Genomic DNA, 18,578 nt, shown 5'->3' with positions numbered 1-18,578 from the left:
CTCGCATCGAACGCGAAGGCTATTCCCGACGCGGTCGGTCCGTTTCGCGACGGGATGACGACGACAACCGACGAACGGCCGGGGTGATGCCCAGTCACCGCCGAAATTCGGAGCAACCGATGGAAGGTCGGACATCGGGGATGTCTCCGGTCCGTCGCGTCGCGACCGTCCGTGCCCCGGAAATCACCTGGTGGAGACTCCGCCGCCAGGAAGTTTCTTGGAAGAAATTCTTGGCTTGGAAGACCGTCGTACCCCGATCGCGGGCCGCGACACCTCTGTGACCGTCGGAGACCCTGCGCGATGCATCCAGCCACGAGCCTCGGTGCCCTGAACTTCGCCCTGGCGGGCGCGCGCGAAGGTTTCGGCCCCTTCCTCGGCGTGTACCTGCAGCAGCGGGGCTTCGATCCGGCCGCGACGGGCTTCGCCATGGGTCTCGCCGGCCTGGCGGGCCTGCTCGCCACGACGCCGGTCGGCGCCTTGATCGACCGGACCGCGTACAAGCGCGCGGGGCTGGGCCTCGCCGTGCTCGCCATCGCGGCCGGCGCCGTCGCGCTGGTCGCGACCGACAACCTGTGGCTGATCGGCCTGTCGCAGCTCGTCATCGGGGTCGCCGATACCAGCATCGCCCCGCTCGTCGCGGCCCTGACCCTCGGCATCGTCGGGCAGCGGGCCTACGGCCACCGGGTCTCGCGCAACGAGGCCTTCAACCATGCCGGCAACGCCGCGAACGCCGCCCTCTCGGGCGTGCTCGGCTACACGCTCGGGCTGGGCTTCGTCTCCATCGCCATCGTGGTCATGGCGGTCGCCACCTGCGGCGTCCTGTTGACCCTCGACGCGGGCAGCATCGATCACGGCACCGCCCGCGGCGGCGAGCAGGACGACCGCTCGACGCTGCGCGTCCTGCTCGAGACCAGGCCGCTCCTGATCCTGGCGGCGGTCGTGTTCGCCTACCAGACCGCGAACGGCGCCATGCTGCCGTTCCTGGCGCAGGCGCGCACGGCGGCCGGCGCCGATCCGAGCCTGACGACCGGGGTGATGACCGTCGTCGCGCAGGCCACGATGGTCGGGGCCGCGCTGCTCGCCGCCCGCGTCGCGAGGGGGCGCGGGCATGCCGGCGTGCTCTCCCTGGCCCTCGGCCTGGTCGTGGTCCGCGGCATCCTTGCGGCCTTCGCGACGTCGTGGTGGCTGGTCATCCCGGTCCAGGTGCTCGAAGGCCTGGCGATGGGTCTCGGCGGCGTCGCCATCCCGGCGCTCGTGGCCGAGATCATGAAGGGCTCGGGCCATGCCGGTGCAGGGCTCGGCGGCGTCATGACGGCCTACGGGGCGGGCGCGGCGTTGAGCCCGCTCCTGGCCGGCCTCGTCGCCCAGTCTCTCGGCTTTCCGGCGACGTTCTTCACCCTCGCGGCCGTCGCGGCCGTCGGGCTGGGGGCGTGGATGGTGGGGCGCCGGTTCTCGGGCGGCGGCGTCCCGGGCGAGGACCCGACGGGGGAGCGGACCGGCCGGGCCTCGGCCGACCCGGCGTGACGGCCAGGAGCGAGCGAGATGGAAACGCCGACCCGCGCGACCAAGGCCGCTGCCGGCACCCTGGCGGGGTCGTTCCCCGCCTTCGTGCTGCTCCAGGGCTCGCTCTACGCCGCCTACGGCACGGAATCGCCCTTTCTTCCGAGCTTCCTCGGCGAGCGCGGCCTGACGCCGGGCGAGATCGGGATCGCGCTCGCCGCGGGCACGCTGATGCGCCTCGCCGCGGGGCCCGTCGCCGGCCACCTCGCCGACCGCTACGACGCGACCCGAAGCGTCCTCGGCATCGCCGCCGCGGCGGCCGGGCTGATCTCCTTCGCCTACCTGGCCGGATCCGGTTTCTGGCCGCTGCTGGCGGTGAGCGTGCTGCACGCGGGCGCCATCGCGGCCCTCGCGCCGCTCGCCGACGCGCTCGCACTCGCCGCGGCGGAGCGGGAGGGCACCTTCTCGTATGGCTGGGTCAGGGGCGCGGGCTCGGCGGCCTTCGTGCTCGGGACCCTCGCCTCCGGGCTGCTCGTGGCGAAGGCCGGCCTCGCGAGCATCGTCGTGTCGAGCGGCCTCATGTTCCTGGTCATGGCGGTCGCGGCGGCGCGCGTCCCGCCCGCCCCGGCGCGGGAGCGGCTGCCGCGCCCCGGGCTCGGCGGCATCCGCGAACTCCTGGCCCTGCGGCCGTTCCGGCAGATGCTCGTCGTCGCGGCCCTCGTCATCGGCAGCCACGCCCTGAACGACGGCTTCGCGGTGATCCGCTGGCGCGAGGCCGGCATCGGTCCGGGGGCGATCAGCCTGCTCTGGTCGGAGGCGGTCGCCTCGGAGGTGCTCGTCTTCGTGCTCGCCGGCCCCTGGCTGCTGGCCCGCCTCGGCACCGCCCGGGCGGCGATGCTCGCCGCCGGGCTCGGCGCGCTGCGATGGTCGGTCATGGCCTCGACGGCCTCGGTCCCGGTGCTGGCCGCCATCCAGCCGCTGCACGGCCTGACCTTCGCACTCTTGCACCTCGCGGCGATGCACCTGATCGCCCGGCACGTTCCGGAGCGCGTGGCCGCGACCGCGCAAACCCTCTACGGCACCCTCGGGCTCGGCGTGGCCTCCGCGCTTCTCACCGCCCTCGGCGGCATGCTCTACGGCCGCCTCGGTCCGGGCGCGTTCTGGGCCATGGCGGCCCTGTGCCTCGCGGCCTTGCCCGTGGCGGCGGGTTTGCGGCCGGACCGGGGGTGAAACCCTGGCGTCGTGCCGGCGTCGTAGACCTCGTCCCGGATCACGCCGGGATCGCCGCGCCGCCCGGTGATTCCAGGTACTCCGAGAAGATCGGCTCCCAATCCATGATGTGCTTGTGCATGAGCGCCGCCGCCTCGGCCTCACCGCCCTGCTGCAGGAGCGCGACGATGCGGTAATGCTCGGGGACCGACTCCTCCTGGCGCGCCAGCCCGGCGGGTGAGTTGATCCCGTAGAGCCGCATCGTGTCCCGTAGCCGCATCACGATGCCGGTCAGGACCGCGTTGCCGGCCCGGGACAGGAGTTCCCGGTGAAAGGCACGGTCGGCGGCGAGGTAGAGCGGCACGTCGCGCGTGCGCACCGCCCGGGCGATGGCGTCGGCCTGACGCGTGAGCTCCGCGACGTCGGCGAGCCCCGACCGCACCAGCTTCACGAAGGCGGAGGTCTCGAGCTGGAGCCGGACCTCGAACAGGTTGCGCAGATCCTCCAGCGTCGGCTGGACGATGCAGAAGCCGCGGTTGCGCAGGGGCTGCAGCAGGCCGTCGCCGGAGAGCTGGAGCAGGGCCTCGCGCACCGGCGTGGTCGAGATGCCGAGCGTTCGGGCGAGGCCCGGCACCGACAGGATGGTACCCGGACCGATCTCCCCCGACACGATGTCGAGGCGCAGGCGCTGCTGCACCTGCTCGCGCAGGTTGGCCTCGCTGGTCATCGGTGCGGCGTCCGTCTGCTGGCTGACCATTCTTCACCCTCCGGCTGCCTCTTATACGCGCCGCGACCCCGCTTGCGGTAGCGCGTCACGCGGTCCACACTAGCGCGTGACGCGCTACCTGACGCGCCTCGTGATCGCGCCGCGTCGCGAAGCGCGGCAGTTCGCTGATTTTGCTGCATACCTCCGACGAACCGGCATCCGCCTCGTCGGAAAATGCTCTCTCGGGGGGTCGTGATGTCCGAGGTCAAGGCCGGCTATTGCACGCTCTGCCGCTCGCGGTGCGGCTCCCTCAACGTGGTCGAGGACGGTCGCCTCGTCGCCGTGCGGCCGAACCCGGCCCATCCGACCGGCAGCGCGCTCTGCGCCAAGGGGCGGGCCGCGCCCGAGATGGTCGGCAGCCCGCGGCGCCTGACCGTCCCGCTCCGGCGCACGCGGCCGCGCCACGATCCCGATCCGGGCTTCGTGCCGATCTCCTGGGACGAGGCCCTGGCCGAGGTCGCGGCCCGCCTCGGCGAGATCCGGGCGCGGCGGGGCGCCGAGGCGGTCGCCTTCGCGGTGACGACGCCGAGCGGCACGCCGATGGTCGACAGCTTCGAGTGGGTCGAGCGGTTCATCCGGGTCTTCGGCAGCCCGAACCTGATCTACGCGGTCGAGGTCTGCGGTTGGCACAAGGATTACGCGCAGGCGCTGACCTTCGGGCGCGGCATCGGCGTGCCCGATTACGACCGGGCCGAGGCGATCGTGCTGTGGGGGCACAACCCGGCCCGGACCTGGCTCGCCCAGGCGACCCGGGTCGCGGCCGCGCGCCGCCGCGGCGCGACGGTGGCGGTGGTCGACCCCAAGCGCGGGGGCTCGGGCGAGGACGCGGATCTGTGGCTGCGCATCCGCCCCGGGACCGATGCCGCCCTCGCCCTCGGGGCGATCCGGCACCTGATCGCGACCGGCCGCTACGACGCGCCCTTCGTGCGACGCTGGACCAACGCGCCGTTCCTGGTGAACCGCAACACCGGCCGCTTCGTGCGGGCGGGCGAGCTTTGGCCCGGCGGCGCGGAGGCCTCGTTCGTGGTGCTCGGTGCCGACGGGCCGCGCCCGGCCGACGCGAATCCCGACGATGCCGCGATCCTGCTGCGGGGCGAGGATGTCCTGCGGGCGCGCGACGGGCGGGCGCTGCCCTGCGCGACCGCGCTGACGCTCCTGGAGCGAGAATCCGCGGCCTACACGCCCGAACACGTCGCGGCGGTCACCGGCCTTCCGCCCGACGACATCGCCCGGTTCAACGCGCTGTTCGAGGATTCGCCCCGCCTCGCCTACCATTCCTGGACCGGGGTCGGGCAGCACACCAACGCGACCCAGACCGAGCGGGCGATCGCCTCCCTCTACGCGCTGACCGGCGCCAGCGACCGGGCCGGCGGCAATCTGTGGACCGTGCCGCCGCCCTCCCGCAGCGTGAACGATTACGGGCTGCTGGCGCCGCACCAGCGCGCCAAGGCCCTCGGGATCGACGCGCTTCCCCTCGGTCCGCCGTCAAGGGGCTGGATCACCGCCCGCGACTTCGCCCGCGCGGTGACCGAGGGCGAGCCCTACCGGGTCGAGGCGCTGATGAGCTTCGGCTCCAACATCGTGGTCTCGCAAGGGGCGTCGTCGCGCAACCGGGACGCGCTGCGGGCCCTCGGCTTCCACGTCCACGTCGACATGTTCCTGAACCCGACGGCGGAGAACGCCGACATCGTGCTCCCGGCCAGCATGCCCTGGGAGCGCGAGGCGCTGCGGGTCGGCTTCGAGATCACCCAGGAGGCCGCGGAACTGGTGCAGCTGCGCCAGGCCATGGTCTCAGGCCTGCCCGAGACCCGGGCGGATTACGACATCGTGTTCGACCTGGCCTGCCGGCTCGGCCACGCGGAGGCGTTCTTCGGCGGCTCGGTCGAGGCGGGCTGGAACCACCAGCTCGCGCCGCTCGGGCTCACCGTGGCGGACCTGCGCGCCCGCCCGGAGGGCATCCGCGTCCCGCAAGTCCTCTCGGAGCGCAAGTACGCCGCGCCGGGCGAGGACGGCCGGCCGCGGGGCTTCGCCACGCCGACGGGCCGGGCCGAGCTCTATTCCGAGCTCCTGCTGGCGCACGGCCAGCCTCCGCTGGCGGCTTATGTCCCGCCCGCCGGCGGCGGCGACCCGGCTCTGCCGCTCTGGCTCTCGACCGCGAAGTCGGGCTGGTACGTGCACAGCTCGCACCGGCACGTCGCCTCGTTGCGCCGCAAGGCTCCCGACCCTGAAGCCGAGCTCAGCCCCGCGGCCGCCGCGGCCAGGGGCATCCAGGACGGCGACTGGATCGTCCTGCGCACGGCACACGGGACGGCGCGGCTGCGCGCCCGGATCGACCCGGCTTTGGCGGACGACGTCGTCATCGCGGAATTCGGCTGGTGGGAGGATTGCCCGCCGCTCGGCCGGCCGCGCAGCCCGAGCACCGGACCGGGCACCCTGAACGTCAACGACGCGCTCTCCGACGCGGACCGGGATCCGGTGAGCGGCTCGGTGCCGCTGCGCGCGGTCGCCTGCGAGGTCGCCCGGGACGAGGAGCGGAGCCGGGGCTGGTGGAGCGGCGGGCGGGCCTTCACGGTCGCGGAGATCCGGCGCGAGGCGGCGGACATCGTCGCCCTGTCGCTCGCCCCCGCGGATGGCTTTCCCCTCGCGAGTTTCCGGCCCGGGCAGCACGTGCGGGTGGCGACGGAAGACGGGCTGGCGCGGTCCTACTCCCTCACCGGGCCGCATGAGAATCCCGACCGCTACGAGATCGCCGTGAAGCGCGTCGATCCGGGGAATGCGGCGCCGGGGCGGATGTCGACGCATCTCCACGGGCTTCAGACGGGCGCGCGCCTGGTGCTGGAGGCGCCGCAGGGCACCTTCACCCCGCCCCGCGACGGGGACCGGCCCGTCCTCCTGTTCGCCGCCGGCATCGGCATCACCCCCTTCGTGAGCTATCTCGCGGCGCTGGCGGAGGCTGGCACCCGTCCCCCTGACATCCATCTCGTCTCGATCTGCCGCGACGGGCGCGCCCATCCGTTCGGCTCCCGGCTGCGGGCGCTCGCCTCCCGCCTGCCGGGCCTCACTGCGACGCAGATCTTCACGCGGCCGGCACCCGAGGACGTCCCCGGCCGGGACTACGACCGGGCCCGCTTCGCCCTGCGCGCGATGACGTCACCGTTCCCGGGCCGGCGCCCCCTCGCCTATCTCTGCGGCCCGGAGGCGTTCGTGGCGGATGCCAGCGCCCTTCTGCTCGCCTGGGGGCTGCCGCTCTACGACATCGCGAGCGAACTGTTCACCACCCGCACGGAGGTCCCGGCGAACCTCGCGCCGCGCACAGTCACGCTCGCCCGCAGCGAGACGACCTTCCGCTGGTCGCCCGGGGCGGGAACCCTGCTCGACGCCGCGGAGGCCGCCGGGCTCCGCCTGCCGAGCGGCTGCCGCACCGGCCAGTGCGAGAGCTGCCAGGTCCGGGTCGCGGCCGGGTCGGTCGCGCATCTCGCCGCCTATGACGGCCCCCCCGACCATTGCCTGACCTGCCGCGCCGTCCCGCTCGCCGATTGCGTGCTCGACGCCTGATTTTCCGAGAAGGATCCCCGTCATGAACACCGTCCACGCTCCCAAAGCCGCGGCGCCGCCGCGCGAGAACGTCCTGGTGCGCCTGTCGCAGGTGATGGTGGCCTTCGCCGAGCGGTGGTTTCCCGACGCCTACGTCTTCGTGCTGCTGGCCGCCATCCTGGTTGCCGCCGGCGCGCTCCTCCATGGCGGCGAGGCGGTGAGCGTCAGCCGGGCCTTCGGCGACGGGTTCTGGAGCCTGATCCCGTTCACCATGCAGATGGCCCTCGTGGCGGTCGGCGGCTACGTCGTTGCGGTGTCGCCGCCGGTGGCGCGGCTGATGCGCCGCGCGGCGTCCCTGCCCCGGACCGGGCGAAGCGCCGTCGTCTTCGTCGGCGTGGTCAGCATCCTCCTGTCCCTGGTGAACTGGGGCGTGAGCCTGATCTTCTCAGGCCTGCTGGTGCGCGAGATCGCCCGCCGCACCGACATCCGGCTCGATTACCGCGCCGCGGGCGCGGCGGGCTATCTCGGCCTCGGCTTCGGGTTCACGCTCGGGATCAGCTCGTCGGCCGCCCAGCTCCAGGCCACGCCCGCCAGCATCCCGGCCTCGCTGATGCCGATCACCGGCGTGATCAGCTTCTACGAGACAATCCTGACTTGGCAGAACCTCGTGGTGATCGGCGTCGGCACCCTGCTCTCGGCGGCGATCTGCCATTTCACCACGCCGTCCGACGCCAACGCCGTCACGGCGTCCGATCTCGGCGTGAGCGTGGCGGAGTCGCGGATCGCGGAGCAGCGCCCGACCCGGCCCGGCGACTTCCTCGAATTCAGCCCGATCCTGACGATCCTCACGGTCGTCCTGGCGGCGGGGTGGCTCTACGAGACCTTCCGGGCCGGCAACCCGCTCATCACGCTGTCGGGTCTCAACACCTACAACTTCGTCTTCCTGCTCCTCGGCGCCCTGCTGCACTGGCGGCCGCGGAGCTTCCTGACGAGCTTCTCGCACGCGATGCCGAGCGTCGCCGGCGTCCTGCTCCAGTTCCCGTTCTACGGCGGGATCGCCTACATGCTGACCCGGGTGAAGAACGCCTCCGGGACCACCCTGTCGGACACGATCGCGCACGGATTCGTCAGCCTGGCGCACGACACCGGCACGTTCTCGGCCATCGTCGGCCTGTATTCGGCGACGCTCGGCTTCTTCATCCCCTCGGCCGGCGGCAAGTGGGTGATCGAGGCACCCTACGTCATGAAGGCCGCCAACGAGGTCGGCGCCCATCTCGGCTGGACCGTCATGGTCTACAACATCGCCGAGACGCTGCCGAACTTCATCAATCCGTTCTGGATGCTGCCGCTGCTCGGCGTGCTCGGACTGAAGTCGAAGGACCTGATCGGCTACACGTCGATGCAGTTCTTCATCCACTTCCCGATCGTGATGATCCTGGCCTCCATCCTGATGACGACCTTCACCTACGCGCCGCCAGTGATTCCGTAGGGCGTCGCTCGATGAAATCAAGATCAGGCTTGGCATGACCGAGCCTGTATGACTCGCGCGCCTGACGATATGATCCGTCTGGAACCGGACTTTCCTATCCGGAAGCCGAGACGATCATGACGCTGCGACATTGAAGAGATGGTTTGTTCGAAATGCGATCTGCATTGCACGCTCAGGTCGAGCGCAGGTAATATTTTCACAACACATCTGTTGAATAATATTTCTCTTGACAGCTTTGACGTGTCCATCGATCAGATTCGTGCGCAATACAAATGCATAGAGATAAGAAAATAAACACCTAGGATTTAAATCTGATGAACTTCTGATTGCAAGTCGCGCTGGCGACACAAAATTGCAACACTTCTGGCTCTTGGTCGAGGAACAACGAAAATACCAATTCTCGACTTACGGGCTTACCCTATAAGTGCAGCGCTTCGGGGTCGGGTGGGCGGAGAGAGAGCGTGTCGATCAGCATTCAAAGCGCGAACCGGGGCGGAATATTTTCCGATCCGTCGCGCCGGGTCGGACGCTCTGTCAGTGCATTCGCGCTCCTCCTCGCCCTGAGCGCCGCTCCGGCCCTCGCCCAGACCGCGTCGCAGATCACCCCGCCGTCGTTCAGCCCGCCGCTCCAGCGCCAGGGCGGCGCCATTGCCATTCCGGAGGGTACCGGCCTCGAAGCGCCCGCCGGCGCCGAGGCGCTCTCCGTGCGCGTCCGGCGCCTCGACGTCCAGGGCGGATTGCCCGCCCTCGGCGCCGCCACCGCCGCCCTCGAAGCCCGTCTCTCCGGACGCGACGTCTCCGCCGCCGAGATCTTCGCCGCCGCGCGCGAGCTCGAACAGGCCTATGCCAGAGCCGGCTTCGCCCTCGTGCGCGTCGTCCTCCCGGCCCAGCAGCTGCGCGACGGCGGCGACGTCCGCCTCCTCGTCGTCGACGGCGTCATCGAGCGCGTCGACGTCTCCACCCTGCCCCCCGAGATCCGCGACCGCGCCGCCGCCATCCTCGCCCCCCTCGTCGGCACACGCGGCCTGACCCTCGGCCTCCTCGAGCGCAAGCTGCTGCTCGCCGGCGACATGCCCGGGACCGCGTTGCGCTCCACCCTCGCCCCGGGCCAGGTGCCGGGCGCCAGCGTCCTCGTCGTCGAGGCCCGCTACAAGGCCGTCACAGGTTTCACCGGCATCGACAACGTGCTGGCCTCCTCCCTCGGCCGCTACACCGCCTCGCTCGGGCTCGACCTCAACTCGCCCACCGGCCATGGCGAGGTCCTGTACTTCCGCACCTTCGGCCTGCCGACCACCGGCGGCACCGCCGCCTTCCTGGGGGGCGAACCGCGCAATCGCGCGCTCGCCGTCGGCCTGATCCTGCCGCTCGGCACCGACGGCCTGACCCTGACGCTCGAGGCCACCGACACCCGCACCACTCCGCGGGTGCTGCCCGGCTCGGTCGGCTTCGGCTCCGAGTTCTCGCGCTACTCGGCCCGCCTGCGCTACCCGCTGATCCGCTCGCGCGACTTCACCCTCAACACCGAGGCCGCCTTCGACGCGCAGGAGGAGCGGGTGAATATCCGCGTGCCGGTGGAGGCGCCCTTCTCCCTCGACCGGTTGCGCGTCGCCCGCGGCGCCACCGACTTCCTGTGGTTCCTGCCCAGCGAGGGCGTGCTCAGCGGGCGCCTGACCGCCTCGTTCGGCATCGACGGTCTCGGCGCGCGCGAGGCGCCTTTGGCCGGCGCCGGGCTGCCGGCCCTGTCGCGCCTCGGCGCGCGGCCGGAATTCCAGAAGGTGGAGGCCGCGCTCGCCTTCACCCAGCCGCTGGCCGAGCACCTCACCTTCGACGTCCGGGCCCGGGCCCAGACCTCGTTCAACCAGGCGCTCGCCCGCGCCGAGCAGATCGGCATCGCGAATCTCTCCGGGCTCTCGACCTTCGATTCCGGCCTGCTCCAGGGCGACGAGGGTTACGTGACCCGGGGCGAGCTGCAATTTCCCTTCATCGTGCCGGTGACGTTGCCCTTCGCCCTGCCGTCGATCCCGGCCCAGCAGGGCACCGGCCTGCCGCCGGTGGACGCGACGCCCGGCGCCGTCGTGCTGAGCCCGTACGGGTTCGGGGCGTTCGGCTTGGTGCGCCAGCAGCGGCCGACGGCGTTCGAGCGGCCGATGGTGCGGGGCCTGTCCTACGGGGCGGGCCTGCGGATCGCGACGGCCCCGAGTTTCAGCTTCACCAACGCGGCGGTGACGGTGGAATACGGCCGGTCCGAGCGCTCGGACCGCCTGCCCGCCGACAACCGCCTGACCTTCAGCGTCGCGCTCCAGTTCTGAGCGGACGCGCGGGTCGCGCGTCCGCTCGCCTCCCCCTTCCCGTTCCCGCACCAGGGTCGCGGCTGCGCCGGTCGCGCGCCGACCCGAGGATGCCCAGAGGATCCGGCCGTGATGCCCGTCGCCCGTCTCAGCTCGTCGCTCGTCGCCGTCCTCCTCACCTCGACCGCGCTCGTCGGAATCGTGCCCGCCCGGGCGCAGGGCCTGCCGGCGGGCGGACAAGCTCTGCCGACCGGCGGCCACGTCGTCTCGGGCGGGGTGACGATCGGCGCGCCCTCGGGCGGGGCGATGACGATCACGCAGTCGAGCCAGTCGGCGATCGTCAACTGGCAGGGCTTCTCGATCGGGAGCAACAACCGGGTCGACATCCGCCAGCCCGACGCGCAATCGGCGATCCTCAACCGGGTGACCGGGGACACGCCCTCGACCATCGCCGGGCAGCTCAATGCCAACGGGCAGGTCTACCTCGTCAACCCGAACGGCATCACCATCACGCGGTCCGGCCGGGTCAATGCCGAGGGCGGCTTCGTCGCCTCGACGCTCGGCATCGCCGACGAGGACTTCAAGGCGGGCCGGCGGCAGTTCCGCGGCTCGGGCGCCTCGGCGAAGGTGACGAACCACGGCACGATCACGGTCGGGCGCGGCGGCTACGCGGCGCTGATCGGCGGACGGGTGTCGAACACCGGCACGATCGCGGTGCCGATGGGCAAAGTCGGCCTCGGCTCGGGCGAGCGGGCGACGCTGGATCTCTCGGGCGACGGGTTCCTGCAGGTGCAGGTGCCGACGAACGCCAAGGGCCGCGGCGCGCTGGTCTCGCATTCGGGCACGATCTCGGCCGATGGCGGCAGCGTGGTGCTGACGGCGGCCGCCGCGCGGGACATGGCGCGCCAGGCAGTGAACCTGTCCGGCACGGTCGAGGCGCGCGCGGTCTCGGGGCGCAACGGCAGCATCACGCTCTCGGGCGGCGACGGAACGGTGACGGTCGGCGTCAAGGCGCGGCTCGACGCCTCGGGGGCGGGGACGGAATCCGGCGGCCGGGTGCGGGTCACCGGGCGCAACGTGACGGTGGCGGGCAACCTCGACGCCTCGGGCGGGCGCGGCGGGCGGATCTCGGTGCGGGCGACGGAAGGCCTGGCGCTCACCGGGACGCTTTCGGCGACGGGCCGGAGCGGCCAGGGCGGCCGTGTCGTGGCGACGGCGCCGGAGATGGCGCTGACGCTGGCGCGGATCGACGTCTCCGGCGCGACGGGCGGGGGCGTGGTGCGGCTCGGCGGCGGGCGCGAGGGCGCCGGGCGGCTGGCGCACGCGCAGAGCGTGACGATCGATGCCGGGACGGAGATCCGGGCGGACGCGATCGCGGCCGGCACGGGCGGCGACGTGGTGGTGTGGTCGGATGCGAGCACGCGGTTCGCCGGCACGATCAGCGCCCGGGGCGGCGCACTGAGCGGGAACGGCGGCGAGGCGGAGGTGTCGTCGAAGGGGCACCTCGCCTATGACGGCCGCACCGACCTGACCGCCGCGAAGGGCGCCTTCGGCACGCTGCTGCTCGACCCCTACAACGTGACGATCTCGTCGGGGGTGCAGACCACCGGCGACGGCTTTGCCGCGACCGGCGACGATTCGGTGATCAATGCCGGCACGCTGCTGACGGCGCTCGGCAGCGCCAACGTGACGGTCTCGACCGGGACGAGCGGCAGCCAGGCCGGAACGATCACGGTGGCGGCGCCGCTGGCGTGGGGCAGCGGGGCGGTGCTGACCCTGCAGGCGGCGGGGACCATCGCGCTCAACGGCACGATCAACGCCACGGCCGGTGGCCTGACCCTGACCGCCGGCAGCGGCCAGACGATCTCGGCGACGGACGCGGTCTCGGTGGGCCGCTTCGCGCTGACGTCCGGCGACTGGATCCAGAACGCCGCGAGCCTGCCGGGCTTCGCGGCCGGCGACTTCCAGGTGACGGGGGGCTCGTTCCTGCGGGCGTCGGGAGGGGCGGGCACGAGCGCCGGCCCGTACCAGCTGACCGACATCTACGGCGTGCAGGGCATGGGTACGTCGGCGGGCTACCGGGCGGCGAGCTATCAGCTGGCCGGTGACGTGGATGCGTCGGGCACCGTCGCTTGGAACGGCGGCGCCGGCTTCAAGCCTGTGGGTAGCAACGCCGCCACGTTCACCGGCAGCCTGGACGGGGCGGGCCGCACGATCACCGGATTGTCCCTCACACGGCCGACCCAGAGCAACGTCGGGCTGTTCGGCTATCTCGGCTCAGGCGGGAGCGTGAGCAACGTCGGACTCGCCGGAAGCAGCGTTTCGGGCGCTAGCCAGGTGGGCAGCCTCATCGGCTACAGCAACGGCGGCACTGTGAGACAGTCCTACGCCACAGGAAGCGTCTCGGGCTCCGGCAACTTCGTGGGCGGCCTCATCGGCTACACCAAAGGCATCGCGGTGAGCCAGTCCTACGCGACAGGCAGTGTCCGGGGGGCGGCCGGGGTCGGCGGCCTCATCGGCGGTGCCGACACAGGCAGCACGGTGAGCCAATCCTATGCTTCCGGCAGTGTCTCAGGCACTTCAAGTAGCGTGGGCGGCCTCGTCGGAGCCCTCGCCGGCACTGTAAGCCAGTCCTACGCCACCGGAAGCGTCGTAGGTACCGGCTTGATCGGCGGTCTCGTCGGCAACGTCAGCGGCGGGGCGTCCAGGGTCATCCAGTCTTATGCGTCCGGCAGAGTATCGCTCTCGGGCGGGAGCGGCAGTTCGGGCGGTCTGGTCGGCAGCAACTCTGGCGTCATAACGAGCAGCTACTGGGACAAGGACAGCACGGGTCAGACGGCTGGCGGCGCGACGACAGGCGCCACGGGGTTGACCAGCGCGCAGGCGCGCTCTGCCTCGAACTACTCCGGCTTCGACTTCACCACCGTCTGGTACCAGGCCGGCGACATGCGGCCGATCCTGCGCTCCGAGGCGGCGACGGCGGATGCCAACGGCGTCATCGCCATCTCCAACGCACACCAGTTGCAGCTGATGGGCGCGAACCTCGCCGGGCAGTACCAGCTCACCGCCAACATCGATGCGAGCGAGACGGCGGGCACGAACGCGGCCGGCATCTTCGGAACGGGCGGCTTTGTACCGGTGGGTAACCCGGGAACGGCCTTCACGGGGACTCTGGACGGAGCGGGCCGCACGATCACAGGCCTGACCATCGCCCGTCCGGGCTTCAGTTACACGGGGCTGATCGGCCAGCTCAACGCGGGCGGCTCCGTGAGCGGTGTCGGCCTCGTCGGCGGCAGCGTCACCGGCGACAGCATGGTGGGTGGCCTCGTCGGTCGCAACTACGGCATGGTGAGCCAGTCCTACGTCACCGGCAGCGTCTCGGGCGCGAGCTACGTGGGCGGCCTCGTCGGCTGGAACAACAGCACGGTGAACCTGTCCTATGCAACCGGCCGCGTGACAGGCAGCGGCGAATCGATCGGCGGCCTGGTCGGGCAGAATTATACAGGCGCCATCTCGCGGTCATATGCGTCCGGAGAGGTGTCGGGAGCTAAACAGGTCGGAGGCCTGCTCGGCGCAAACGATGGAACCGGCGGAACGCTTAATGTAGGGAAGGTCGACCAATCTTATTCGACGGGGAAGGTGACGGGAACAGACTACGTTGGCGGCCTGGTCGGCTTGAACGGTTTCTCGACCTCCCGTTTCGGCCGCATCAGCGAATCGTACTCTTCCGGGAACGTGACAGGCAGCACGCATGTCGGGGGATTTGCCGGTGGAATGATTGGAAGCGGAAGCAGTTTCGTCTCAAGTTTTTGGGACAAGGATAGTTCCGGTAAATCTACGGGACTCGGTTCAAGCAACGTCGTCGGCTTGACGGGTCTGAGCAGCGCTGGATCCAGCGCCCGGTCATCGTCGAGCTACACGAACTGGGATTTCACCAGCACCTGGTACCAGGCCGGCGACATGCGGCCGATCCTGCGCGCCGAGGCGGCCGCTGCCGACGCCAGCGGCGTGGTCGCGGTGTCGAACCTGCACCAGCTGCAGCTGATGGGGACGGACCTCGCGGGCAGCTATCGGCTCGCCTCCAACATCGACGCGAGGGAGACAGCGGGGACGAACGCGGCCGGCATCTTCGGGAGCGGCGGTTTCGTGCCGGTCGGCGACCTCTACGTGCCCTTCACGGGTCGCCTGGACGGGGCCGGCCGCGCCGTCACCGGGCTGACCATCAACCGACCATCGAGCTCCGCCGTCGGGCTGATCGGCGCCCTCGGGAGCGCCAGCACGATCACCGACATCGCCCTCGTCGGCGGCTACGTCGTCGGCAATCAATACACGGGTGGACTGGTCGGCCTCAATTTCGGCACCATCACCCGCGCCTCCAACACCGGCCCGGTCTCCGGCGGCCAATACACGGGTGGACTGGTCGGCCAGAATCTCGCCGCCGCCATCACCGGATCCTCCTCGACCGGCCTCGTCACCGGCTCGAACGACGTGGGCGGCCTGGTCGGCGCCAACGGCGGTACTATCGTCCAGTCCTACGCCACCGGTCCCGTCTTCGGCACCGACCGGACCGGAGGCCTGATCGGAACGAACGACGGGTTCGTCTATGCGTCCTATGCCGGCGGCGACGTGAACGGCCGCTTCGACGTCGGCGGCCTGATCGGCCAGAGCGGGTCGTTCAGCCAACTTGGCCAAGCCTATGCCACCGGCAACGTCGGCGGCACGAGCGCCGTCGGCGGAGTGACCGGCCGGGCCGGAACATATGGCCTCATCTTCGGGGTCTACGCCACCGGCGCCGTCTCGGGCCAGGGCGACGTCGGCGCGCTCGTCGGCGCCGAAGGCGGCAACGTCTATGGAGCCTACTGGAACGTCGACACGGCGGGAGTTCAGAATCCGTACGGCAATACAGCCAATACCAATGCCACCGGCCTGACCACCGCGCAGATGCAGGACCGGGCGTCGTTCAGGACCAACTATCCGGGCTTCAGCTTCGAATACGTCTGGGCCCCGCCGAACCAGGCCGGTCAGGGCGGCGTCTCGACCGCCCACTACCCGGAGCTCTACGGCGTCTCACCCGTCATCGGCGTGACGCCGGTCTCCGTCAGGCGCCCGTACAACACGAGCAACCCGAATTTCGTCGGGATCTATGCCGGCCTCCGGCCCGGCGATTTCGTCACCAATCCCGGCATCTTCTCGACGAGCGCGACCCTCACCTCGCCCGTCGGCACTTACGACGTCACCGCGTCGGACGCGGTGGTGACCGGCTCGGCGGGCAGGGTCTACCGCGTCGTCACCGTCCCGAACCCGTACGGCCTCACCATCATCCCCGCCACGGTGACGGCCTCGCTGGTCGGCACCGTCTCGAAGACCTATGACGGCACCACCGCCTCGCTGCTGCCGACCAATTACAGCCTTTCGGGCGTGGCGCCGGCGGACACCCCCGGCGTCTCCGTCGCTGGCACCGGCGCGATCTTCGACAGCGCCGGGGCCGGGACCGGCAAGACCGTGACCGTGACGGGCCTCGGCCTGTCGGGGACCGCTGCGGGCAACTACGTCCTGGCCTCGACCACCGCCTCGGCGGCGATCGGCACGATCACCCCGGCGCCGCTGACGGTCACCGCCAACGCGGCGAGCAAGACCTATGACGGACAGGCCTATGCGGGCGGCAACGGCGTCGCCTATGCGGGCCTCGTGAACGGCGAGACCGCCGCGGTGCTCGGCGGTACGCTGACCTATGGCGGCGCGGCGCAGGGCGCGGTGAATGCCGGCTCCTACGCCATCACCCCGTCCGGCCTGACCTCCGGCAACTACGCCATCACCTTCGCGGACGGCGCCCTGAGCGTGAACCAGGCGCCGCTGACGGTCACGGCCAACGCGGCGAGCAAGACCTATGACGGTCAGGCCTACACGGGCGGCAACGGCGTCTCGTATGCGGGCCTCGTCAACGGCGAAGGCACCTCCGTCCTCGGCGGCAGCGTGACCTACGGCGGCACGGCGCAGGGCGCGGTGAATGCCGGCTCCTACGCCATCACCCCGTCCGGCCTGACCGCGGGCAACTATGCCATCACCTACGCGGATGGCGTCCTCACCGTGAACAAGGCCCCGCTCACCGCCTCCCTCGGCGGCAGCGCCACCAAGACCTACGACGGCACCGCCACGGCCCCGCTCGGCGCCATCACCACCACCCTGTCGGGGATCGTCGGCAGCGACACCGTGACGGCGGCGGGCTCGGGCGCGACCTACGACACCGCCCAGGCCGGCACCGGCAAGGCGGTGACCGTGTCGGGTCTCGCCCTGGCGGGGGCAGGCGCCGGCAACTACCAGCTCGCCGCCACCACGACCTCCGGGTCGATCGGCACGATCACGCCGGGCCCGCTGACGGTCACCGCCAGGGCTGCGGGCAAGACCTATGACGGTCAGGCCTATGCGGGTGGCAACGGCGTCACCTATGCGGGCTTCGTCAACGGCGAAGGCGCGTCCGTCCTCGGCGGCAGCGTAACCTACGCCGGCACGGCGCAGAGCGCGGTGAATGCCGGCTCCTACACCATCGCCCCGTCCGGCCTGACCTCCGGCAACTACGCTATCACCTTCGCGGATGGCGCCTTGAGCGTCTACGCCAAGACGCTGGCCGTGACCATCGGGGGCGTCGCCGCGAAGGTCTATGACGGCAACGCCGTCGCCGGGCTGGACGGCCTCACCTACACCCTGTCCGGCGCCACGATCTACGCCGCCAAGCCGCTGGGCGGCCGCACCTACATCCAGTCCGGCGTCGTCGGCACGGACGCGGTGACGGTGGCGGGCTCGGGCGCGACCTACGACACTGCCCAGGCCGGCACCGGCAAGGCGGTGACCGTGTCGGGTCTCGCCCTGGCGGGGGCAGGCGCCGGCAACTACCAGCTCGCCGCCACCACGACCTCCGGGTTGATCGGCACGATCACGCCGGGCCCGCTGACCGTCACCGCCAAGGCGGCGAGCAAGACCTATGACGGCCAGGCGTTCACGGGCGGCAACGGCGTCACCTATGCGGGCTTCGTCAACGGAGAGACCGCTTCGGTGCTGGGCGGTACCGTGAGCTATGGCGGGACGGCGCAGGGCGCGGTGAATGCCGGCTCCTACGCCATCACCCCGTCCGGCCTGACCTCCGGCAACTACGCCATCAGCTTCGCGAACGGCGCCCTCACCGTCGGCAAGGCGTCGCTGACCGCCTCGCTCGCGGGCACCGCCACCAAGGTCTACGACGGCACCGGCGCAGCGCCGCTCGGCAGCCTGACCTATGGCCTGTCGGGCCGCGTCGGCACCGACGCCGTGACGGTGGCGGGCACCGCCGCCGCCTACGGTTCCGCCCAGGCGGGCACCGGCAAGACCGTGACGGTCTCGGGGCTCTCGCTCTCGGGCGCGGCCTCCGGCAATTACGCGCTCACCTCGACCACCGCCTCCGCGGCGATCGGCGCGATCACACCGGCGCCGCTGACGGTCACCGCCAACGCCGCGAGCAAGACCTACGATGGTCAGGCGTTCACCGGCGGCAACGGCGTCTCGTATGCGGGCCTCGTCAACGGCGAGACCGGTTCGGCGCTGGGCGGCACCCTGACCTATGGCGGCACGGCGCAGGGCGCAGTGAATGCCGGCTCCTACGCCATCACCCCGTCCGGACTGACCTCGGCCAACTATGCCGTCAGCTTCGCGGACGGCGCCCTGAACGTCGGCAAGGCGTCGCTGACCGCCTCGCTCGCGGGCACCGCCACGAAGGTCTACGACGGCACCGGCACCGCGCCGCTCGGCAGCCTGACCTATG

General features: G+C 71.3%; 7 protein-coding genes. 6 read left to right on the top strand and 1 reads right to left on the bottom strand.

From position 1 onward, the window contains the following. Positions 1-300 precede the first annotated feature (300 nt). On the top strand, positions 301-1,524 hold the full coding sequence (locus BM430_RS10150) for an MFS transporter (protein WP_093567140.1): 1,224 nt from the start codon (positions 301-303) through the stop codon (positions 1,522-1,524). Positions 1,525-1,542: 18 nt separating this feature from the next. Further along, on the top strand, positions 1,543-2,730 hold the full coding sequence (locus tag BM430_RS10145; protein ID WP_093567139.1) for an MFS transporter: 1,188 nt from the start codon (positions 1,543-1,545) through the stop codon (positions 2,728-2,730). 40 nt (positions 2,731-2,770) lie between these two features. Here BM430_RS10145 and BM430_RS10140 read toward each other — a convergent pair whose 3' ends face one another. Next, positions 2,771-3,466 (bottom strand): GntR family transcriptional regulator, encoded by a 696-nt coding sequence (locus BM430_RS10140; RefSeq protein ID WP_244539423.1) that lies wholly within the window; start codon positions 3,464-3,466, stop codon positions 2,771-2,773. Between the two features lie 204 nt (positions 3,467-3,670). Here BM430_RS10140 and BM430_RS10135 point away from each other — a divergent pair, with 204 nt between their 5' ends. The 4 genes from BM430_RS10135 to BM430_RS10120 form a co-directional block, all read left to right on the top strand. Then, positions 3,671-7,030, top strand: a complete 3,360-nt coding sequence (locus BM430_RS10135; RefSeq protein ID WP_093567138.1) for a molybdopterin-dependent oxidoreductase — start codon at positions 3,671-3,673, stop codon at positions 7,028-7,030. A gap of 22 nt (positions 7,031-7,052) precedes the next feature. Further along, positions 7,053-8,498: a short-chain fatty acid transporter gene (locus BM430_RS10130; RefSeq protein WP_093567137.1), complete on the top strand. Its 1,446-nt coding sequence runs from the start codon at positions 7,053-7,055 to the stop codon at positions 8,496-8,498. A 461-nt stretch (positions 8,499-8,959) separates the two neighbouring features. Continuing rightward, the gene (locus tag BM430_RS10125) at positions 8,960-10,807 is read left to right on the top strand and encodes a ShlB/FhaC/HecB family hemolysin secretion/activation protein (protein ID WP_244539422.1); all 1,848 of its coding nucleotides are present in this window, start codon (positions 8,960-8,962) and stop codon (positions 10,805-10,807) included. Positions 10,808-10,918: 111 nt separating this feature from the next. Then, a partial coding sequence (locus tag BM430_RS10120) for a beta strand repeat-containing protein (protein WP_093567136.1) occupies positions 10,919-18,578 on the top strand: 7,660 nt, incomplete at its 3' end.

Source organism: Methylobacterium sp. 174MFSha1.1 (assembly GCF_900116815.1).
In the GTDB taxonomy this organism is placed as follows: domain Bacteria; phylum Pseudomonadota; class Alphaproteobacteria; order Rhizobiales; family Beijerinckiaceae; genus Methylobacterium.
Note: the sequence above shows the minus strand (reverse complement) of the source record. Positions and strands in the feature narration are given on the sequence as shown.